Annotated in this window: 15 protein-coding genes and 1 pseudogene; 15 read left to right on the plus strand and 1 reads right to left on the minus strand. The window is 63.3% G+C overall.

All coding sequences use genetic code 11. The annotated features are described in order from the left end of the window. Both ACYG9Y_RS08605 and apnL read left to right on the plus strand, forming a co-directional pair. The gene (locus ACYG9Y_RS08605; protein ID WP_023739047.1) at nt 1-1,035 is read left to right on the plus strand and encodes a Gfo/Idh/MocA family protein; all 1,035 of its coding nucleotides are present in this window, start codon (nt 1-3) and stop codon (nt 1,033-1,035) included. Then, a pseudogene (gene apnL / locus ACYG9Y_RS08610) lies at nt 1,032-2,870 on the plus strand (D-apionate lactonase). The gene ACYG9Y_RS08605 and the pseudogene apnL overlap by 4 nt, the downstream one beginning before the upstream one ends. A 1-nt stretch (nt 2,871) precedes the next feature. On the opposite strand, the gene ACYG9Y_RS08615 reads toward apnL, so the two are convergent. Next, nucleotides 2,872-3,585 carry a transcriptional regulator NanR gene (locus ACYG9Y_RS08615; protein ID WP_023733710.1) on the minus strand — a complete coding sequence of 238 codons (714 nt, stop codon included), beginning with the start codon at nt 3,583-3,585 and terminating at the stop codon, nt 2,872-2,874. 186 nt (nt 3,586-3,771) lie between these two features. On the opposite strand from ACYG9Y_RS08615, the gene oiaX reads away from it, so the two are divergent. The 13 genes from oiaX to ACYG9Y_RS08680 all read left to right on the plus strand — a co-directional run bounded on the left by oiaX (nt 3,772) and on the right by ACYG9Y_RS08680 (nt 20,402). Beyond that, the gene (gene oiaX, locus ACYG9Y_RS08620) at nt 3,772-5,022 is read left to right on the plus strand and encodes a 3-oxo-isoapionate-4-phosphate decarboxylase OiaX (protein WP_023739046.1); all 1,251 of its coding nucleotides are present in this window, start codon (nt 3,772-3,774) and stop codon (nt 5,020-5,022) included. Between the two features lie 4 nt (nt 5,023-5,026). After that, a complete protein-coding gene (locus tag ACYG9Y_RS08625) occupies nt 5,027-6,361 on the plus strand; it encodes a four-carbon acid sugar kinase family protein (protein ID WP_023739045.1) in 1,335 nt (444 codons plus the stop codon). Between the two features lie 233 nt (nt 6,362-6,594). After that, a complete protein-coding gene (locus tag ACYG9Y_RS08630) occupies nt 6,595-8,118 on the plus strand; it encodes an FGGY-family carbohydrate kinase (RefSeq protein WP_023739044.1) in 1,524 nt (507 codons plus the stop codon). After that, nucleotides 8,115-8,891 (plus strand): DeoR/GlpR family DNA-binding transcription regulator, encoded by a 777-nt coding sequence (locus ACYG9Y_RS08635; RefSeq protein WP_023672603.1) that lies wholly within the window; start codon nt 8,115-8,117, stop codon nt 8,889-8,891. The genes ACYG9Y_RS08630 and ACYG9Y_RS08635 overlap by 4 nt, the downstream gene beginning before the upstream one ends. After that, nucleotides 8,888-10,600 (plus strand): glycerol-3-phosphate dehydrogenase/oxidase, encoded by a 1,713-nt coding sequence (locus tag ACYG9Y_RS08640; protein WP_023739043.1) that lies wholly within the window; start codon nt 8,888-8,890, stop codon nt 10,598-10,600. Before ACYG9Y_RS08635 ends, ACYG9Y_RS08640 begins: the two co-directional genes overlap by 4 nt. Nucleotides 10,601-10,913: 313 nt before the next feature. Further along, on the plus strand, nt 10,914-11,927 hold the full coding sequence (locus tag ACYG9Y_RS08645) for a sugar-binding transcriptional regulator (protein ID WP_023739042.1): 1,014 nt from the start codon (nt 10,914-10,916) through the stop codon (nt 11,925-11,927). A 33-nt stretch (nt 11,928-11,960) separates the two neighbouring features. Next, nucleotides 11,961-12,608, plus strand: a complete 648-nt coding sequence (locus ACYG9Y_RS08650) for a DUF2291 domain-containing protein (RefSeq protein ID WP_023697633.1) — start codon at nt 11,961-11,963, stop codon at nt 12,606-12,608. Beyond that, nucleotides 12,605-14,143: a sugar ABC transporter ATP-binding protein gene (locus ACYG9Y_RS08655; protein WP_023739041.1), complete on the plus strand. Its 1,539-nt coding sequence runs from the start codon at nt 12,605-12,607 to the stop codon at nt 14,141-14,143. The genes ACYG9Y_RS08650 and ACYG9Y_RS08655 overlap by 4 nt, the downstream gene beginning before the upstream one ends. A 23-nt stretch (nt 14,144-14,166) precedes the next feature. Next, complete coding sequence (locus ACYG9Y_RS08660; RefSeq protein WP_023739040.1) at nt 14,167-15,300, plus strand: ABC transporter permease; 1,134 nt, start codon at nt 14,167-14,169, stop codon at nt 15,298-15,300. A 39-nt stretch (nt 15,301-15,339) separates the two neighbouring features. Then, nucleotides 15,340-16,281 (plus strand): D-ribose ABC transporter substrate-binding protein, encoded by a 942-nt coding sequence (locus tag ACYG9Y_RS08665; protein ID WP_081725422.1) that lies wholly within the window; start codon nt 15,340-15,342, stop codon nt 16,279-16,281. Nucleotides 16,282-16,390: 109 nt separating this feature from the next. Continuing rightward, nucleotides 16,391-17,950 (plus strand): FGGY-family carbohydrate kinase, encoded by a 1,560-nt coding sequence (locus tag ACYG9Y_RS08670; protein ID WP_023739039.1) that lies wholly within the window; start codon nt 16,391-16,393, stop codon nt 17,948-17,950. After that, nucleotides 17,947-19,464, plus strand: a complete 1,518-nt coding sequence (locus ACYG9Y_RS08675) for a glycerol-3-phosphate dehydrogenase (protein WP_023739038.1) — start codon at nt 17,947-17,949, stop codon at nt 19,462-19,464. Before ACYG9Y_RS08670 ends, ACYG9Y_RS08675 begins: the two co-directional genes overlap by 4 nt. Then, nucleotides 19,464-20,402: a sugar phosphate isomerase/epimerase family protein gene (locus ACYG9Y_RS08680; RefSeq protein WP_023739037.1), complete on the plus strand. Its 939-nt coding sequence runs from the start codon at nt 19,464-19,466 to the stop codon at nt 20,400-20,402. The genes ACYG9Y_RS08675 and ACYG9Y_RS08680 overlap by 1 nt, the downstream gene beginning before the upstream one ends. Nucleotides 20,403-20,453: the final 51 nt, after the last annotated feature.

Raw genomic sequence — 20,453 nt, forward strand, 5'->3', positions numbered from 1 at the left:
ATGGCGGAGTTGCGGGGAGGGCTCATCGGCTGCGGCTTCTTTGCCATCAACCAGATGCATGCCTGGCGCGACATTGAAGGCGCCGCGATGGTCGCCATTTGCGACCGCGACCCGGAGCGGCTGCGCATCATCGGCGACCAGTTCGGCATTGCGAAGCGCTACACCGACGCGGCAGAGATGTTTGCAAGCGAAAGCCTCGACTTCGTCGATATCGCCACTACCGTTCCCAGCCATCGTCCGCTGGTCGAGATGGCGGCGCTGCACCGTGTGCCGGTGATTTGCCAAAAGCCGTTCGCGCCGACGCTTGCCGACGCCAAGGCGATGGTGAGGGCCTGCGTGGAAGCCGGCGTACCGCTGATGGTGCATGAGAATTTTCGCTGGCAGTCGGCGATCCAGGCGGTGCGTGCCGTGCTCGACAGCGGCGAGATCGGCACGCCGTTCTTCGGGCGCATCTCCTTCCGCTCTGCCTATGACGTGTTTTCCGGCCAGCCCTATCTCGCCAAGGGAAAGCGCTTCATCATCGAGGACCTCGGTATCCACAGTCTCGACATCGCCCGTTTTCTACTGGGCGACGTGTCGACGATCACGACGCGAACGGCGCGCATCAACCCCGATATCGCCGGCGAGGACGTCGTAACGATGCTGATGGATCACAAGAGCGGCGCCACCTCAGTCGTCGACTGCAGCTACGCGACGAAGCTTGCCGTGGAGCCGTTTCCCGAAACGCTTATCGAGATCGACGGCAGCGACGGCACAATCCGCCTGGCGCAGGGATATCGGCTCACCGTGACCGGCAGGCGCGGCACGAAGATCACCGACGTTTCGCCGCCCGTACTCGCCTGGGCATCGCGCCCATGGCACAACATCCAGGAGAGTGTCGTCGCCATCCAGCAGCACTGGGTCGACTGCCTGGCAGAGGGAACCGAGCCGGCGACCTCGGGCGCCGACAATCTCAAGACATTCGCGCTGGTCGAGGCGGCCTATCTGGGCGCCGCGAGCCACGAACCTGTCCACCTGGATGGCTTGCTGACATGACAGCCGACGCCTTCCTCCTATACGGCGCACGCGTGGTCGAGGCCGAGCCGGTCAGGCTGAGTGCGGGCCTGCTCAGCGCCGACTTCGTCAACGGCAATCTGCGCACCATCCGTTACGGCGGCATCGAAGTGCTGCGCGCCATCGCCTACATCGTGCGCGACCGCGACTGGGGCACTTACGAGCCTGAACTGACCGACCTTGCCGTCGATTAGGACGCCGACAGCTTCTCCGTCAGCTACTCCGCAAGTTGCTTAGCGCCGGGCGGAAGCCGGCTCGACCTTCGCGCTACGATCAAGGGCTCCGCCAACGGTCACCTGGTCTTCGACGTCAGCGCGGTCCCTGAAAGCGATTTCGAGACCAATCGCTGCGGCTTCTGCATCCTGCATCCGATCGCCGGCCTCTCCGGAAGCCCGGTGACGGTCGAGCATACGGACGGCAGCTTGGTGGCGGCGAAGCTGCCGCTGTTGATCGATCCCTGGCAGCCTTTCAAGGATTTGCGCTCGATCACCCATGAAGTCCGGCCGGGCATCACTGCCGAATGCCGGATGGAAGGCGACACTTTCGAGATGGAGGACCAGCGCAACTGGTCGGACGCGTCATACAAGACCTATGTGCGGCCGCTGGCGCTGCCATGGCCCTATGTGCTGCCGGCCGGCCAAACTGTAAGCCAGACGGTCAGCCTTCGCATCACCGGCGAGGGGGGAATGCCGGCCGCAGCATCTGCCGCCGAACCGGTCAGCGTCGAACTCGGCGAGACCGGGCAGAGGCTGCCGGATCTCGGCGTGATCATCTACCCGGATGAGGTCGAAGCAGCGCTCGCAAATCTTTCGACATTGACCGAGCTCGGCCCGCAGCAACTTGTCTTCCACTACGATCCGACGCGCGGCCACGGTCTCGAAGCATTGCAGTCTTATGCAAGGCTCACCGCCGCCTATCCGGTGCAGACGACGCTGGAATGCGTCGTTGCCTGCGCGGGCGACCTCGATGCCGAGCTGTCAGGCGTTGCCGACATGGTGCGTCAAGCCGGGTTGAAGCTTTCGGCCATTGCCGTCTCGCCTTCGGTTGACCGGCAGTCGACACCGCCGGGCAGCGCGTGGCCGGACTGTCCGCCGCTCGAAGACGTCTATGCCGCGGCCCGTCGCGCCTTTCCCGATATCCGGCTCGGCGGCGGCATGTTCAGCTATTTCACCGAGCTCAACCGCAAGCGCGTGCCGGGGGGCCTGCTCGATTTCGTCACTCACTGCACGTGCCCGATCGTGCACGCTGCCGACGATCTCAGCGTCATGCAGTCGCTGGAGGCGCTGCCCTTCATCACCCCGTCGACGCGGGCGATCTTCGGGGCAAAGCCCTACCGCATCGGTCCGTCGACGATCGCCATGCGCCAGAACCCCTATGGCGGCGCGACGAAGGGCAATCCCGGGGGACAGCGCATCGCCATGGCCGATCGCGACCCTCGTCATGCCGGCCTGTTCGCTGCCGCATGGACGATCGGCTATGCCGCGCGCGTGGCGCCGGCTGGGCTGGAACTGCTCACGCTCTCCGGCTTCGCCGGGCCGTTCGGCGTGCTGGCAGCATCCGGCGAACCCGTCGCGGAAGGATCGCCCCGGCCGATCTTCGATGCCATCAAGGGGCTTTGCGAAATGGCCGGCCTTGCGTATGTGGCGGCAAGGACGAGCGATCAGACCAAGGTGCTGGCGCTGGCCGGCCGCTCCGCTTCGGGCAAGACCTTCGCGTGGCTGGCGAACCTGACAGCGAACGACGTGACGGTCGACATCTCAGCGTTTGGCCGAGGCCAACTGGTGATGGCGCCCTATGCGATTGCCCGGTTCGGCTGAACTATTTTTCGGTATTCATCACATAGAGCGCGCGCGAGCGCTCGAGATGCTTGATCATCGCCTTCTCGGCGCCGTCGGCATCCTTCTTCTCGATGCGGCCGATGATCTCTTCATGCTCGGTCAGCGTGAACTGTTCCTTGCCGGTCCAGATCAGCATTTCGGTATGATATTCCTTCAGCCAACCGAGCATCGCCTCGCTGACGGCGATATAGATCGGGTTGCCTGAAATGGCCGCGATCTGGGTGTGAAACTTCATGTCGGCTGAAATGAAAGCCTCGGAATCGCCGCGAAAGCCACGCTGTTCGGCAATTGTGGCCCGCAGTTGCTCAACGTCCTCGGCAGTGGCGTTTTCGGCGGCTTCCCTGACCATACCGCGCTCGAAGAAGATGCGCGCCGTTTTCAGGTGTTCCAACGTGTCCTTCGACGACGACAGGATGATCTTGGCTGCGCCATCGACCTGCTTGATGATCGACTTGGCGGTCAGCTGCAGCACCTTGGCGCGTTCCCCATGCGAGATCGCGACGAGGCCCATATTGCTCAGCGCCTGCATCGCCTCGCGGATCGCGGGACGGCCGACCTCGAAGCGCTCCATCAACTCGCGCTCCGACGGCATGTCGTCGCCCGGCGTCAATTCTCCGCTGGTGATCAGGCGCTTCAGCCGCAAAAACACTTCGTCGGAAAGTTTGCGCCGGATGATCGGCTCCGAACGGTTCATCGTCGCGAATCACTCCCTTGACCTGTCTCTATCTAGCATTGCCACAGCCATTCCCGGAATGGCCGTCGCCCCGATCGGCCATAGCCGCAAGACAGGATATTGCTTGCAAAGCTTATGTACTCATTATACCAGATTCTGACGATCAAGGAACTCATTTCGAACCTCCGCGGCCTCAGACAACGAACCATGATCACGCTCACCTACCGCATCGAAACGTCAGGTAGCATCGAGGCGCTGGCGACCAAGATCGCCAGCGACCAGTCGACTGGAACCTTCGTCGCGCTGCCCGGCGAAACCGAGGAACTAAAGGCCCGGGTGGCCGCGCGCGTCCTGGCCATCCGGCACCTGCCGGACGCACTTCGCCCCTCCATTCCCGAGGCCGGTAACGGGCCGTTCAAGCGCGCGGATGTCGACATCGCCTTTCCATTCGATGCCATCGGCCACGACCTGTCGGCTCTGATGACCATTGCCATCGGCGGCGCCTATTCGATCAAGGGCCTGTCCGGCATTCGCGTTGTCGACATGAAGCTGCCGGAGCAATTCCGCGGCGCGCATCCAGGGCCGCAATTCGGCGTCGCCGGCAGCCGCAGGCTGACAGGTGTCACGGACCGACCGATTATCGGCACCATCGTCAAGCCGGCGCTGGGGCTTCGGCCACACGAGACCGCCGCAATGGTGGGGGAGCTGATCGCCGCCGGCGTCGATTTCATCAAGGACGACGAGAAGCTGATGAGCCCGGCCTATTCGCCGCTGGCGGAGCGGGTGAAGGCAATCATGCCGCTGATCCTCGACCACGAGCAGAGGACCGGCAAGAAGGTGATGTATGCCTTCGGCATCTCGCATGCCGACCCGGACGAGATGATGCGCAACCACGATCTGGTGGCCAAGGCGGGCGGCAATTGCGCGGTGGTCAACATCAATTCGATAGGCTTCGGTGGCATGGCGTTTCTTAGAAAACGCTCCAGCCTGGTGCTGCATGCCCATCGCAACGGCTGGGACATTCTTACTCGCCATCCCGGCCTCGGCATGGACTTCAAGGTCTGGCAACAGTTCTGGCGGCTGCTCGGCGTCGACCAGTTCCAGATCAACGGCATCCAATCGAAATACTGGGAGCCGGACGCGTCTTTCGTCGAGTCCTTCAGGGCGGTGACGACGCCGATTTTTGCGCCTGAGGATTGCGCCTTGCCTGTGGCGGGCTCCGGCCAATGGGGCGGGCAAGCGCCCGAGACCTATGAACGGACCGGCCGCACGGTCGATCTGCTCTATCTGTGCGGCGGCGGCATCGTCAGCCATCCGGATGGACCGGGCGCCGGGGTGCGTGCCGTGCAGCAAGCCTGGCAGGCGGCGGTCGACGGCATTCCGCTGGCGGAATTCGCCTTGAGCCATCCCGAACTGGCGCGGTCGATCGAAAAGTTCGGCGACGGCAAAGCGGCCTGAAGCAATGCAAGACCTGCTTCTCAGCTATTATGGCGACGACCTCACCGGCTCGACCGACGTCATGGAAGCGCTCGAACTCGGCGGCGTGCCGACCGTGCTATTTATGAGCCAGCCGGACGCGGCCATGCTTGCGCAGTTCAGCCACTGCCGCGCCATTGGATTGGCCGGCACCAGCCGCAGCGAGACGCCACAATGGATGGACACGCATCTGAGCGATGCCTTCGCTTGGCTGAAGACGCTGAATGCCGCGATCTGTCACTACAAGGTCTGCTCGACCTTCGATTCCAGCCCGGCGATCGGCAGCATCGGCCGGGCGATCGAGATCGGCCGCTCGGTCTTCGCGCAGGACAGCGTGCCGCTGCTGGTCGGGGCGCCGCAACTCAAGCGTTACACTGCCTTCGGTCATCTATTCGCGGCCTATCGTGAAAAGTATTTCCGCATCGACCGCCATCCGGTGATGAGCCGCCACCCGACGACGCCGATGGATGAATCCGACCTGCTGATCCATCTGTCGCGGCAGACGGAGCTCACGTCGGGGCTGGTCGATCTCGCGACGTTGCAGTCGGCGTCGCGCTCGGAAGCCTTCGACCGCTTGATCGCAAAGGGCACCGACATCGTACTTGTCGATGTCGACAGCCTCGAGACGCAGGCGCTTGCCGGCAAGGAGATATGGCGCGCCCGCAAGCCGGGCGGTTCGTTCGTCGTCGGCTCGTCGGGGATCGAATATGCGCTGCTGGCCGAATGGGTGTCGAACGGGACAGTCAGAGCTGAACCAGAATTTTCGCCGCCGGGTGCCGCCGACCGGATCGCGGTCGTCTCGGGCAGTTGTTCGTCGACGACCGAACGACAGATCCGTCACGCTTTGACTGACGGCTTCGACGGCATCGAGGTCGATCCCGTCGAACTGGTCTCCGAAGCTTCCGGAGATGCGATCGCACGCGCAGCAGCAGCCGGTCGCGCCAGCCTGGAAGGCGGACGCAGCGTCGTTCTCTACACGGCCCTTGGACCCACGGCCGACAGGGGGGGCGAAATCGACCGCCAGGAAGGCGCCCGCCACAAGCTCGGGCGGGGCCTCGGCGAACTGCTTCGCGCGCTGACCATCGAGCAGAAGTTGCAGCGCGTGGTCGTTGCCGGCGGCGATACGTCGAGCCACGCGCTCGGCCAGATGGGTGTCGATGCGCTGACCGTGCGGATGCCGTTGCCGGCGTCGCCGGGCTCGCCGCTTTGCGTCGCTCACTCGCGCGTCAAGGCGATCGATGGGCTGGAGGTGGCACTCAAGGGCGGGCAGGTTGGAACCGACCGCTATTTCAGCGCCATCCGTGACGGCCTTAGCAGCTGATTACGCGTCGCCTGGCAACCGCGAGATCCATCCGTGGCTCCCTGGCGCCGAAGCCTTTTTGTCGCGTATGTTGACGTTAAATTCACATAAAGATATGAGTTCTTTGTTGCGGCGAGGTGCTTTTGCCGTTTGTCCCCCTTGCTCAATCGGGGTTGTCGCCATGTGTTTCGCCCTTGCATCAGACTGCAGGATCGCCCTGTAGCAATCGCCAGTTGCTGAAAGAGGCGGTGATCATGCCCAGCCTGCTCGGAATCGATAACGGCCTCACGGTCACCAAGGCGGTCATCTTCGATGCCGACGGCGCGCAATTGTCCGTGGCCCGTCGCCGGGTGCCGCAATCGATGCCCCACGCGCGCTGGGTGGAGCGCGACATGTCAGGCCTGTGGCAAGCAACAGCCGACGCCATCAAGGAGGCGATCGCGCTCTCCGGCAGGCCGGCGGAAGACATCAAGGCGGTGGCGGCGACCGCGCATGGCGATGGTCTCTATCTGCTCGATCATGATCGTCAGCCTTTGGGACCAGGCATCCTGTCGCTCGACAGCCGCGCCGGCGACATTGTCGAAAGGTGGTCCGCCGGTACCGTTTTCACCGATGCACTGGCGACGACAGGCCAGACGCCGCATGTTTCGGCGCCGTCGGCGCTGCTGGCGTGGCTTAAGCAGAACGATCCTGATCGCTATGGCCGCATCGGCCATGTGCTGGCCTGCAAGGACTGGCTGCGCTTTTGCCTGACCGGCACGATCGGGACCGACCGCACGGAGGCCAGCACTTCATTCACGGATTTTCGCACGCAAGCCTATGCGCCTGAAGCGCTGCGCATCTTCGGGTTGGAGGATCTGTTCAACGCGCTGCCGCCGGTGGCGCATTCCGCTGACATCGCCGGTCAAGTCACAGCCGATGCCGCCGAAAGGACCGGCCTTCGCAGGGGAACACCGGTCGCCTGCGGCCTGCACGACGTGGCCGCCTCGGCGCTTGGCATGGGCGGCCATGAAGACGGCGTGCTCGCCATCGTCGCCGGCACGTATTCCATCAACGAAGTCGTCTCTTCGCAACCGCGCGTCGACCGACGTTGGTTCTGCCGCAACGCCATCGATGCGGGGCGTTGGAACAACATGTCGATCTCGCCGGCCTCGACCGCGAACTACGACTGGTTTCTCGACACTTTCTGTCGCTTGGAGCAAGACAGGACAAACGCGGATGGCGGCTCGCTCCACGAATTGCTGGCGGGAGAGATCGACGCGGCGTTGAAGAAGCCTTCGACCATCCTGTTTCATCCCTATCTGTTCGGCTCTCCCTATGGCGATTTGGCCAGCGGCAGCTTTGTCGGCCTGCATGGCTGGCACAATCGCGGCGACATGCTGAAGGCGGTTCTGGAAGGCATCGCCTTCAATCACCGCACCCATGTCGAGGCTTTGCGCGACGGCTTTGCCGTCAGCGAGATCCGCCTGACCGGCGGCGGTTCGCGCAATCCTGCTTTCGTCCAGATGTTTGCCGACGTGCTGAACGCCCCGGTCACCGTCACCTCGACGGATGAGACCGCGGCCCTCGGTGCCGCGCTTTGCGCAGGTGCTGCGGTCGGCTTGTTCAAGACGCCGCAAGAGGGCGCCAGGCAGGTCGGCATGACGGAGCGGACGTACCAAACCGTGCCCGCTTCCAGTGCTGTGTTCAATGAGCGGTTTTCGCTCTACTGCCGCATAGCCGAGCAGCTGAAGTCGCATTGGCCTGATATCGAAAGGCTGGCGGGGGTAAACGCATGATCAAGGCCGACGAACGACGCGAAGAGATCGCCGATTATGTGATCAAGCTCGGCCAGGTGCGCATCGATGATCTGGTCGAGCATTTCGGCGTGTCGCGCATGACCATCCACCGGCATATCGACCGGCTGGCGCAGCAGGGCGTGCTGCGCAAGCTGCACGGTGCGGTGACGGTCCAGCCTTCCGGCCTCTACGAGAGCGCTTTCCGCTACCGGGTGACCGTCAATCGAGCCGAGAAGGATGCACTGGCGCGGGCGGCACTGGATTATATCGAGGCCGGCCAGGTGGTGATGCTGGACGATTCATCGACGGCAAACGCGGTCGCGACGCTGCTGCTCGACGTCAAGCCGCTGACCGTCATTTCCAACAGCGTCTCGACGGCGGGCCAATTGATCAATGTGGACGATATCGATTTCATCTGCCTCGGCGGCCAGTATCATCCCACTTACAACGCCTATATCGGCATTGTCTGCGAGAACGCCGTGGCGCAGTTGCGCGCCAATGTGCTGATCTGTTCGGCTTCGGCCGTCACCGGAACCACTGCTTTCATCCAGGATCCGAATGTCGTGCGGGTCAAGCAGGCGATGATGACCGCCTCCGTGAAGCGCATCCTTTTGGTCGACCACGCAAAATTCGACCGGATCGCGCTGCATGTCTTCGACGATCTGACCAGTTTCGACGCCGTGCTGGTGACCGAGGGCCTGGGCGATGCGCAGGCGCAGAGCCTCGAACGGGCGGGGGTGAAGTTGCGCATCGTCAAGACGAAGGCGCCATGAACCCAGCAGATGGAGCCGGGGCGGACAATCCCGCAGGGCGTCTCGCCGCGATGGCCGGGACCGGCGAAGTCGACGTCGTCATTCTTGGCGCCGGCATCAACGGGGCTGGGCTGTTTCGCGATCTGTGCGCGCAAGGTGTCAGCTGCCTGATCGTCGAAAAGGCGGATTTCGGCTCGGGCACCAGTGCCGCGCCGTCGAGGCTCATCCACGGCGGCTTGAAATATCTCGAGACCGGCGAGTTCGGGCTGGTGGCGCAGTCGACGCTCGAACGCAATCTGCTTCTTCAAAACGCGCCGCACTATGTCAGCCCGCTGCCGACCGTCATCCCGATCTTCTCGTGGAGCAAGGGCATGCTCGCGGCGTTGCGAACGCTGTTCGGCTCGACCAGCGCGCCGCGCAGCCGCGGCGCCATACTGATCAAGATCGGCTTGATGATCTACGATTTCTACGGTTCACGAAACCAGGTCATGCCGCGCCACCGCATGGTCGGGCGGCGGCAGGCGCTTGTTGAGATGCCGGCGCTCAATCCGGCGATCGTCGCCACCGGCACCTACTACGACGCCAAGATAAGTCACCCGGAAAGGCTGGTGCTGGAACTGATCCTCGACGGCTTGCAGGCTCACGCGGCGTCTGCCGGTGCCAACTACACGACACTGGCGGCTTCAGCCAATGGCGTGCTCACCTTCCAGCCGGAAAACGGCGCGGCCTTTTCGGTGCGGCCGAAGCTGGTGGTGAACGCCGCCGGTCCGTGGATCGACGACGTCAACGCGCTGCTTGGTGCTCCATCGAAGATGATCGGCGGCACCAAGGGCTCGCATATCCTGTTAAGGCATGACGAACTGGTCAAAAGCCTCGCCGGGCGCATGCTCTATTTCGAGGCCGATGACGGCCGCATCTGCCTGGTCTACGACTATCTCGGCCTGGCGCTGGTCGGCTCGACCGACATCAAGGCCGACAATCCGGACGCGGTCCGCTGCGAACCCGAAGAAGCCGACTATCTGCTCGACAGCGTGCGAACGCTGCTGCCGGGCATGGCGTTCGAGCGCGACCAGATCGTCTACGCCTATAGCGGCATCCGGCCGCTGCCGACGTCTGAAGCAGCGACGCCCGGACTGATCAGCCGCGATCATTCGGCGCCGGTCGCCGAGCCGGACGGCAACAGGCCCTTTGCAGTCATTTCGCTGGTCGGCGGCAAATGGACGACGTTCCGCGGCTTTGCCGAGGAAGTCACTGATACCGTACTCAAGCGCTTGCAGCGCAGCCGCAAGGTGTCGACACGATCGATGCCGATCGGGGGTGGCCGGGATTTTCCGGCCAACGCCGCGGCGCGCGCGAACTGGCTGGCTGAGGCACAGCAGGCAGCAGGCGCCGGGGAAGGGCGCCTCGACCAATTGCTGTCGCGCTATGGGACCAGAGCCGTTGAGATCGCCAGGCACGGGTCGAATGATGAGGGTCGTCTGCCGGACTCGGACGGCTACGGCAAGGCGGAAATCGACTACATCGTGCGCAACGAATTCGTCGAACATCTGGCCGATGTCGTCATGCGCCGCAGCACGTTGGCGATAGGCGGCTCGTTGACGAGCCGCGACCTGACGGAGATTGCCGCGATCGCCGGGCGGGTGTTGGGGTGGAGCACCGAGCGCCTCGCGCGGGAGGTCGAAGCCGCTGTTGTCGAGCTCGAGGGCAGGAACCTGATGCGGCTGGACTGATCGCTTGATCGCTGACGCCGATAGCTTTCCTGAGGCAACCCATCGGTTTGCCCTCGTTGGGCCGTGTTGCTCCAAACTTCCCATCTTAAACCCAGGATTTTGCCCGCGCCTACGGGTGCCACCACCGGGATGGATAACACAAATTGACGTTAATATAACGCTGCCATATGGTCATATTATTTACCTTCTAATAGGCGCGTTGGCTGCCGAACGTCGGCTGGAGGCTACCATCTGCGGAGGGATTGACAGCGATACAAAGGTATGAAAATTTTTGCACACAAAGATAATATTATCACCCTGGGGAGGGAATGGCTTGAATTCCGGCGGATCCGCGAACCGCGGCCATGAGTCCAGTCTCGCCACGCGCGCGGCCTGGCTGCACTATGCCGGTGGTCTGACCCAGGCCCAGGTGGCCAAGCGGCTTGGCCTGACCAGTCTCAAGGCGCATAGGCTGATCACCAAGGCCAACCAGGAAGGTCTGGTCAGGGTCTTCATCGACGGCGACGTCGCCGAATGCGTCGACCTGGAACAGCGCCTGATCGCCGCCTATGGGCTCCACTATTGCGAGGTGGTTCCCGATCTCGATCAGGACGAACTGCCGCTCAAGGGGCTGGGCATTGCCGGCGCCCAGTTCCTGAAGCGCGAAATCGATCGCGGCGAAGACATGCTGATCGGCGTCGGCCATGGCCGCACGCTTGCCGCCAGCGTCGAATATCTGACGCGCGCAACTGCTGCTCACATCCGTTTCGTCTCGCTGCTTGGCGGCGTGACGCGCAAATTCGCCGCCAACCCGCACGACGTCATGCATCGCCTGGCAGAGCGGACCGGCGCGCAGGCTTTCGTCATGCCGGTGCCTTTTGTCGCCAATACCGCCGAGGACCGCGAAGTGCTGCTTGGCCAGCGCGGCATCAGCGATGTGTTCGCTCTCGCCAGCCGGTCCGACCTGATGTTCGTCGGAATAGGCACGGCCGAGCGGGAGGCGTCTCTGGTCGCCACCGGCATGATCGAGCCTTCCGAAATCGACGAGGTCAAGCGTGACGGCGGCGTTGGTGAATTGCTGGCGCATTTCTTCGACGACAAGGGGCGTCCGGTCGAAACGGCCCTGTCGGAAAGAATACTGGCGCTTCCGCGCGATCAGTTGAAGGGCCGCAGGATCGTTGCCGTTGCCGGCGGCAAGGTGAAGGTGCGCGCCATCAAGGCAGTACTCGAAAGCCGTTATCTCAGCGGCCTGATCACCGACGAATGCACGGCCCGCGCCCTGGTCGAGCTCGACGATGCAGCCGGGGCCGCGAAGCGCCGCGTGAACGGAGGAACTTCGAATGCGTGACAACGCACAATCCGCACCGCTGGTGGTTGCATCATGAGCGCGAAAGCCACCGCCCGGCAAGCTTCGCCCGGCCTGCGCCGGGTGCTTGCCGGCGCCGCGGCTCTGGTTCTGCTCGGCGCCATGGCGCTCGACACCAAGGTGATCAAGATCGGCTCTGCCGGCGATGTTCGCAACGCCGTGTTTTCGGCAGCCGACTACGGCAAATCTGAATTCCCCAAGGTGCAAGCCGATGTCGAAGCGCGTGCCGCCGACGCCGCGACGGTGGCGACGGCGATCGCCAAGGACAGGGCGACGGCCGAAAAGGAATATGGCGTGCCGGCGGGTGTCGGACCGGTCATTTCGGTCAAGTTCACCGGCGTCGTCGGCGAGGGAAAATCGGGCATCTACAAGGTCGCCGTCGACGGTTTGCCCGACACTTTGACGGTCCGCGTGCAGACTGGGCCGGCGATCAACGGAACCGAGCTTCGCGACGCCACCGGCAAGATCACCTTTGGTCAGTTCACCAACCAGATCGAGTATCAGGACGCCGGCTCGGCGCTGAACAACGAGATGAAGAAGGAGGTGCTGGCGAAAGTCGATACCAGCGCCTTGACCGGCAAGACAATAGCGGTGGTCGGCGTCTTCAAGCTGGTCAATCCGAAGAGCTGGCTGGTCACACCGGTGAGGCTGGACGTCAAATGACAATGACTGCCGGCATAGAACCCGCGACTGGCGATGCCGTGCTTTCGGCGCGCAATGTCGTCATGTCGTATGGCGGCGTCCACGCGCTCAAGGGCGTCAACTTCGACATCCATCGCGGCAAGGTCACCACCCTGTTCGGAGAGAATGGCGCCGGCAAATCGACGCTGATGAAGATCCTGTCCGGCGTGGTGACGCCGACATCCGGCGACATCGTGCTCGACGGCAATCTCGTCAGCTTTGCCTCGTCTTCGGACGCGCGCGATCGCGGCATTTCGATCATCCACCAGGAGCTCAGCCTGGCGCCGAACCTGAGCGTTCGCGACAACATCTTCATGGGCCGCGAACTGCGCACCAGAACCGGCCTCGACTTCGCCGAGGAGGCGCGCCAGGCGCGGGCGCTGATGGCCGACCTCGAAGAAGACATCGATCCGATGACCCTGGTCGAGGACCTGCGCCTGGGGCAGCAGCAGATCGTCGAGATCGCACGCGCGCTGTCGGTCGATTCCCGCATCCTGATCATGGACGAGCCGACCTCCGCGCTGAGCGCCACGGAGGTCGAAGTGCTGTTCAAGGTGATCCGCGACCTGACCAGCCGCGGCGTCTCCATCGTCTACATCTCGCATCACCTCGAAGAGGCGCTGCAGATCACCGACTACGCCGTCGTGCTGCGTGACGGGGCGATCACGGCGACGGCCGAGGCCAAGGACATCGACCTCGAATGGATCGTCCGCAACATGGTGGGCGAGAATTTCGATCTCGGCTCGCCGCCGACCGGCCACGAGTTCGGCGCGGTGGCGCTGTCGATCGAGGATGTCAGCGTCACCGACGCTTCGGGTTCAGGCTACGTCGTCGATCATCTGTCGCTGGATGTCAAAGCGGGCGAGATCGTCTGCATCTATGGGCTGATGGGCGCGGGCCGCACGGAATTGCTGGAGGCCGTCGCCGGCCGTGTGCCCATGGCGGGCGGGCGGGCGCTGCTGGAGGGTGAGGACGTTTCGGGACTGACCATTGCCCAGCGCATCGCCCGAGGTCTGGTTCTGGTCCCCGAGGATCGCCAGCGCGATGGCCTGGTTCAGACCATGACCGTCGGCCGCAACCTGTCGCTTGCCAGCATCGAGGCATTCGCCAAGGGGCTCTTCCTCTCCCGGCAGAGGGAGCGCGCACTGATCGACGATTCGATCCGCAAGGTGACCATCAAGACCGCGGGCGGAAACGCCATGATCGGATCGCTGTCGGGCGGCAACCAGCAGAAGGTCGTCATAGGCAAGATGCTGACGACGAATCCCAAGGTCATCCTTCTCGACGAGCCGAGCCGCGGCATCGACGTCGGCGCGAAGGCCGAAGTCTTTCGCTTGCTCAGCGAGCGTGCCGCGCAAGGCCTGGCGGTCGTCTTCTCGACCTCGGAGGTCAATGAGTGCCTCAGCATCGCCCACCGCATAGTCGTCATGCGGCGCGGCAAGATTTCCGCCGAATTCGGCGCCAACGCCACCAAAGAGCAGATCATGGCCGCCTCCGGCGAAGCCGTGGTCGCCTGATCGTAGATTCCGGAGCCCCGATCATGAGCGATGTCAGCCAGGCCAGCAAACAGTCCAGCCCCAATGCGGGCGGCGAGGGCTTCGACGTGGCCAAGCTGCTGCTCGAAGGCCGGGCCTTCTTTGCCCTGATCGTCATCATCGTCGTCTTCTCGATCCTGTCGCCCTATTACCTTTCGGTGGCGAATTTCCTGACCATGGCCTCGCATGTCGCCATCTTCGGGATTCTCGCCGTCGGCATGCTGCTCGTCATCCTCAATGGCGGCATCGATCTGTCGGTGGGGTCGACGCTCGGGCTTGCCGGCGTCGTCGCCGGGTTTCTGATGCAGGGCGTGACGCTGACCTGGGTTGGCGTCGTTCTCTACCCGCCGGTCTGGGTGGTCGCGGTGCTGGCCTGTATGCTGGGTGCGGCCGTCGGGCTTATCAACGGCGTGCTGATCGCGCGGTTCAAGGTTCCGGCCTTCGTCGCCACGCTCGGCGTCATGTACATGGCGCGCGGCCTGGCACTGCTGATGACCAGCGGCCTGACCTACAACAATCTCGGCGGCAAGCCGGAGTTGGGCAACACCGGTTTCGATGCTCTCGGCTTCAACCGCCTGTTCGGCGTGCCGACCGGCGTGGTGGTGCTGGCGGTCATCGCGCTGATCGGCAGCATCGTCCTGAACCGCACCGCCTTTGGACGCTGGCTCTACGCCTCGGGCGGCAATGAGCGCGCCGCCGAACTCTCCGGCGTTCCGGTCAAGACCGTGCAGATTTCGGTCTATGTGCTGTCGGGCATCTGCGCCGCCATTGCCGGCCTGATCCTGTCCTCGCAGCTGACCTCGGCCGGGCCGACCGCCGGCACCACCTACGAACTGACGGCCATTGCCGCCGTGGTCATCGGCGGCGCCGCACTCACCGGCGGGCGCGGCAACATTCGCGGCACCTTGCTCGGAGCCTTCGTCATCGGCTTCCTGTCCGATGGTCTGGTGATCATCGGCATCTCATCCTACTGGCAGACAGTGTTCACCGGCGCCGTCATCGTGCTCGCCGTGCTCCTCAATGCCGTTCAGTATCGCCGCCGTAGCAAGCTTCCAGCTTCGACGGGCGGCCAACCGACTTCTCAGAAACGGGGGAAGGCCGAACCGGCCAATCCTGCCCAAGGGAAGACTGCCAGCTGACTGGCAGCAAGACCGCGTAAAATCATTGGAGGAATGTACATGAAAATCGTGCTTAGAAGTTTGCTTGCCGCCGCGATGGTGGTCGGGTTTAGCGCAGCCGCATCGGCCGCAGGCCTGATCTCGATCATCGTCAACGATCCGGCCAACCCCTACTGGCTGACCGAAGGCAACGTCGCCAAGGCCGAAGCCGAAAAGCTTGGCTATACAGCCAACGTCGCCGCCCACAAGGGCGACACCAATACCGAAAGCAATCTGATCGACACCGCCATCACCAACAAGTCGGTGGCGATCATCCTCGACCCGGCCAATGCCGATGGTTCGGTCGGCGCGGTGAAGAAGGCGATTGCCGCCAACATCCCGGTTTTCCTCGTCAATGCCGAGATCAACCAGGAAGGTCTTGCCAAGGGCCAGCTCGTCTCCAACAACGCCCAGGGTGCGGCTCTCGGTGCCCAGCAGTGGGTGCAGGCGGTCGGTGAAAAGGGCAAGTATGTCGAACTGCTCGGCGCCCCGTCGGACAACAACGCGGCCACGCGCTCGAACGGCTACGCGACCGTGCTGAGCCAGTATCCGGATCTCGAAAAGGCCGCTTCGCAGGTCGCCAACTGGGATCGTACCCAGGGACACGACAAGATGCAGAGCATGCTGCAAGCCAATCCCGACATCATCGCCGTGATTAGCGGCAACGATGAAATGGCGCTTGGCGCGGTTGCGGCGCTGAAGGAAGCTGGCAAGCTCGCCGGCATCAAGGTCGGCGGCTTTGACGGTTCCCCGGATGCGGTTGCGGCCATCAAGTCCGGCGAACTGCAGTACACCGTGCTTCAGCCGGTGGCCATCTTCTCGGCCAAGGCTGTGCAGCAGGCCGACTCGTTCATCAAGTCGGGCGCTACTGGCGCCACCAGCGAGAAGCAGCTGTTCGATTGCCTGCTCATCACCAAGGACAATGTGGACAAGTACACCGCACCCTTCGTGCTGTCGGAATAAAACGTGCTCAGGGGGTGTCCTTTGCGGACACTCCCTGGCTCTTCCACGGCTCCAGACAATAAAGACTGCTCCTTGTGAATTGCCTTCATAACCATCCGGAACGTGCGGCATGAAAGACCTGCTGATCGGGATCGACGCGGGAACGTCCGTGATCAAATCGGTCGCTTTCGATCTGTCGGGGCGGCAGCTTGCCATGGCGTCGGTGACCAACAGCTTCGTCACGCTGGAAGGCGGCGGCGCCGAGCAGGACCTTAATCAGACCTGGCGCGACATGGTGCTGACCGTTCTCGATCTGGCGACGAAAATTCCAGACCTCGCGCGGCGAACCGCGGCCGTCGCGGTCACCGGGCAGGGCGACGGCACCTGGCTGATCGATGGCGACGGCATGCCGGTCGGGCGCGCCTGGCTCTGGCTCGATGCGCGCGCCGGACATCTGGTGGACGAGATGCGCGGCGATCCCCGGGATCGCACGCGGTTCGCGATCACCGGCACCGGGCTCAACGCCTGCCAGCAGGGCGCTCAGCTCAGCTGGCTGAAGAAAAACAGCCCGGAAATCCTGGAGCGCGCCGCCAATGCCTTTCACTGCAAGGATTGGCTCTATTTCAAGATGACCGGCGAGCTCGCCACCGATCCTTCGGAGGGAACATTCACCTTCGGCGATTTCCGCTCGCGCAGCTATTCCGACGAGGTGCTCGACATTCTCGATCTGACGTCGCACCGCCGGCTGCTGCCGCCAATGCTCGAAGGCACGACCGACCATCATCCGCTTTCTGCGTCGGCAGCAAATGAGACCGGCCTGCTTGAGGGCACGCCGGTGGTGCTGGGCTATGTCGACATGGTCAGCACCGCGCTTGGCGCCGGCCTCTATGATCCAAGCGGCAATGTCGGCTGCACGGTAATCGGCTCGACCGGCATCCACACACGCCTGGCGCGCACTGCCGACGACGTCGTTCTCAACGACGATGCATCAGGCTACACGATCGCCATGCCGGTTCCTGGCGCGTATGCGCAACTGCAATCCAACATGGCGGCGACGCTCAACATCGACTGGCTGCTTGGCCTGGCGCGCGACGTGCTGACCGCCAGCGGCGCCAAGCCTTCGCGCGACGAATTGCTGAAAGCGCTCGATGTCTGGGTCGAAGGATCGGAACCGGGGTCGCTGGTCTATCAGCCCTACATCTCGCTTGCCGGCGAACGCGGACCGTTCGTCGATCCAGACGCGCGCGCCGGCTTCATCGGGCTTTCCGTCAAGCACGGTTTTGGCGATCTGGCGCGCGCAGTTCTCGAAGGATTGGCCTTCGCGGCCCGCGATTGCTACCAGGCAATGGGCAGCATGCCCAGCGAAATCCGCCTGTCTGGCGGCGCCGCGCGCAGCCCGTCGCTGCGCCGTATCATCGCTGCGGCGACCCGCGCGCAAGTCAGGACCAGCAGCCGCCAGGAAGCCGGCGCCGCGGGTGCGGCGATGATGGCCGCGGTCGGGCTTGGCGTCTATCGCTCGATGGATGTTTGCTGCGCCGAGTGGGTGACGCCGCTGCTGGGCGAATGCGACGCCTATGACGAGGCGCTTTCGCAAACCTACGATGCGCTGTTTCCGTCCTTTGTCGCGGCGCGTCAGGCGCTGCATCCGGTGTGGAAATCGATGGCGCACCGCACAGGAGCTAAGTCTTGAGCGATACAACGGATATTGTCGATCTCTTCGTGATCGGCGGTGGCGTCAACGGCGCCGGTATAGCGCGCGATGCCGCGGGTCGCGGGCTGTCGGTCATCCTGTGCGAGAAGGACGATCTGGCGCAAGGCACCAGCTCGCGTTCCGGCAAGCTGGTGCATGGGGGCCTGCGCTATCTCGAGTACTACGAGTTCCGGCTGGTGCGCGAGGCGCTGATCGAGCGCGAGGTGCTGCTTGAGGCGGCGCCGCACATCATCTGGCCGATGCGCTTCGTGCTGCCGCACAGCCCCGAAGACAGGCCGGCATGGCTGGTCCGGCTCGGGCTGTTTCTCTACGACCATCTTGGCGGCCGCAAGCGCCTGCCGGGAACGAGGACGCTGAATTTGAGAACCGCGCCGGAAGGAGCGCCGATCAAGGATGAATTCAAACGAGGCTTCGAATATTCGGACTGCTGGGTCGATGATGCACGGCTGGTGTTGCTCAATGCGCTCGACGCCAGTCAGCGTGGCGCAAAAGTCTTCACGCGCACGGCCTGTATTGCCGCCAGGCGCGAAGGCGGCCTGTGGTCGATCGACATGCAGGATGGCCGCACGGGTGCTGTGACGAGGGCCCGCGCACGCGGGTTGGTCAACGCGGCCGGGCCATGGGTGAATGACATCGTCAGCCGCGTCGCTGGACAGAATTCCACCCGCAACGTTCGCTTGGTGAAAGGAAGCCATATCGTCGTGCCGAAATTCTGGGAGGGACGGCAGGCCTATCTCATCCAGAACAACGACAAGCGGGTGATCTTCGTCAACCCGTATGAGAACGATCTGGCGCTGATCGGCACCACCGACATTCCTTATGAAGGTCGGCCCGAAGAAGTGGCCGCCGAGGCAAGCGAGATCAATTATCTGATCAAGGTGGTCAATCGCTACTTCAAGCGGCAGCTGACCGCGCAAGACGTGGTCTACAGTTTCTCGGGCGTGCGTCCGCTCTATGACGACAATGCCGACAACCCGAGCGCGGTGACGCGCGACTACATCTTCGAACTCGACGCCCCGAACGGTGGCGCGCCGCTGCTTTCTGTGTTCGGCGGCAAGATCACCACCTTCCGCAAACTGTCCGAACATGCGCTCGAAAAAATACAGCCCTTCTTTCCGACCATGAAGAAGGCCTGGACGGCCAAAATTCCCCTGCCGGGAGGCGACCTGCCCAACGCGGATTTCGAGCAGTTCCTGGGTGATCTGCACGCCGAGTTTTCGTGGCTTAGCCCGTCGCTGGTGAAGCACTATGCTCGAAGCTACGGCACGCGCACACGCGCTTTGCTGAAAGGGGTCAAAGACGAAGCGGATCTCGGCCGTCGTTTCGGCCCGGATTTCTACGAGCTCGAAGCTGTCTTCCTGTTCGAGACCGAATGGGCGATGACCGCCGCCGACGTTCTCGAGCGCCGGACCAAACACGGGCTGCATATCAATGCGGCCGAGCGGAAAACATTCGAAGACTGGTGCACAAAGACAATGGCGGCGGTGAACTGATGACCTTCACGCTTTCGCTGAACACCAACCCGCTGGTCAATCGCTTCGCCGATCCCGACGATCTGATCGACGCCATTGCCTATGGCATCGGCATCCGCGACGTGCAGCTGACGCATGAATTCGTCAATCCGGGCTGGCCGGCGGCAACGATCGCCAAGTTCGTTCGCCTGTTCAACAGCGCCCTGGCGCGGACCGGCGTGCGGATCACTTCGGGTATGACCGGTCCCTATGGCCGGCTCAATCATTTCGGCCATCCGGACGCGGATGTGCGCCGCTATTATGTCGATTGGTTCAAGACCTTCGCCGACATCTCCGCCGAACTCGGCGCGTCGGGCATGGGCACGCAGTTCGCCATATTCACCTACAAGGATTTTGACGATCCGCAGCGGTGCGCGGCGCTTCTCGACATCGCGCTCGAATGCTGGCGCGAAGTGGCCGAGCACGCCAAGGCGGCGGGCCTGACCTACCTTTTCTGGGAACCGATGTCGGTCGGCCGCGAGTTTGGCCACACGATCGAAAGCTGCGTCGAATTGCAGGGCGCCATCGATGCGGCCAAGCTGCCGATCCCGATGCAGATGATGGTCGACATCGACCATGGCGACGTGACCTCGCCCAATCCTGACGACACTGATCCCTATGCCTGGGCGAAAGCGTTCCCGTTGCAATCGCCGATCATCCACATCAAGCAATCGTCGATGAACAAGGGCGGGCACTGGCCGTTCACCGCCGCCTACAACAAGGATGGCCGCATCATCCCGCAGAAGCTGCTCGACGCCGTGCGGGCGGGTGGCGGAACCGACAATGAAATCTGCCTTGAACTTTCCTTCCGGGAGAGGGAACCGGTCGATCATCAGGTTATTGCAATGATCCGTGAGTCGGTGGATTTCTGGGCGCCTTACATCGACAGCGGCCGCGAAAGTCTCAAGCCTCGCGCTTGAGGCAAACCGCCGGCCCGAAGGCCGGCGCAGACCCGGAAACACGCATCATTC

The sequence above is a fragment of the Mesorhizobium sp. W050 genome (genome assembly GCF_054719535.1).

Bases quoted from the DNA above. Each gene is read 5' to 3' on its own strand.
- ACYG9Y_RS08605 (WP_023739047.1), top strand. From the start codon at position 1: ATGGCGGAGTTGCGGGGAGGGCTCATCGGCTGCGGCTTCTTTGCCATC.
- ACYG9Y_RS08615 (WP_023733710.1), bottom strand. From the start codon at position 3,585: ATGAACCGTTCGGAGCCGATCATCCGGCGCAAACTTTCCGACGAAGTG.
- oiaX (WP_023739046.1), top strand. From the start codon at position 3,772: ATGATCACGCTCACCTACCGCATCGAAACGTCAGGTAGCATCGAGGCG.
- ACYG9Y_RS08625 (WP_023739045.1), top strand. From the start codon at position 5,027: ATGCAAGACCTGCTTCTCAGCTATTATGGCGACGACCTCACCGGCTCG.
- ACYG9Y_RS08630 (WP_023739044.1), top strand. From the start codon at position 6,595: ATGCCCAGCCTGCTCGGAATCGATAACGGCCTCACGGTCACCAAGGCG.
- ACYG9Y_RS08635 (WP_023672603.1), top strand. From the start codon at position 8,115: ATGATCAAGGCCGACGAACGACGCGAAGAGATCGCCGATTATGTGATC.
- ACYG9Y_RS08640 (WP_023739043.1), top strand. From the start codon at position 8,888: ATGAACCCAGCAGATGGAGCCGGGGCGGACAATCCCGCAGGGCGTCTC.
- ACYG9Y_RS08650 (WP_023697633.1), top strand. From the start codon at position 11,961: ATGAGCGCGAAAGCCACCGCCCGGCAAGCTTCGCCCGGCCTGCGCCGG.
- ACYG9Y_RS08655 (WP_023739041.1), top strand. From the start codon at position 12,605: ATGACAATGACTGCCGGCATAGAACCCGCGACTGGCGATGCCGTGCTT.
- ACYG9Y_RS08660 (WP_023739040.1), top strand. From the start codon at position 14,167: ATGAGCGATGTCAGCCAGGCCAGCAAACAGTCCAGCCCCAATGCGGGC.
- ACYG9Y_RS08665 (WP_081725422.1), top strand. From the start codon at position 15,340: ATGAAAATCGTGCTTAGAAGTTTGCTTGCCGCCGCGATGGTGGTCGGG.
- ACYG9Y_RS08670 (WP_023739039.1), top strand. From the start codon at position 16,391: ATGAAAGACCTGCTGATCGGGATCGACGCGGGAACGTCCGTGATCAAA.
- ACYG9Y_RS08680 (WP_023739037.1), top strand. From the start codon at position 19,464: ATGACCTTCACGCTTTCGCTGAACACCAACCCGCTGGTCAATCGCTTC.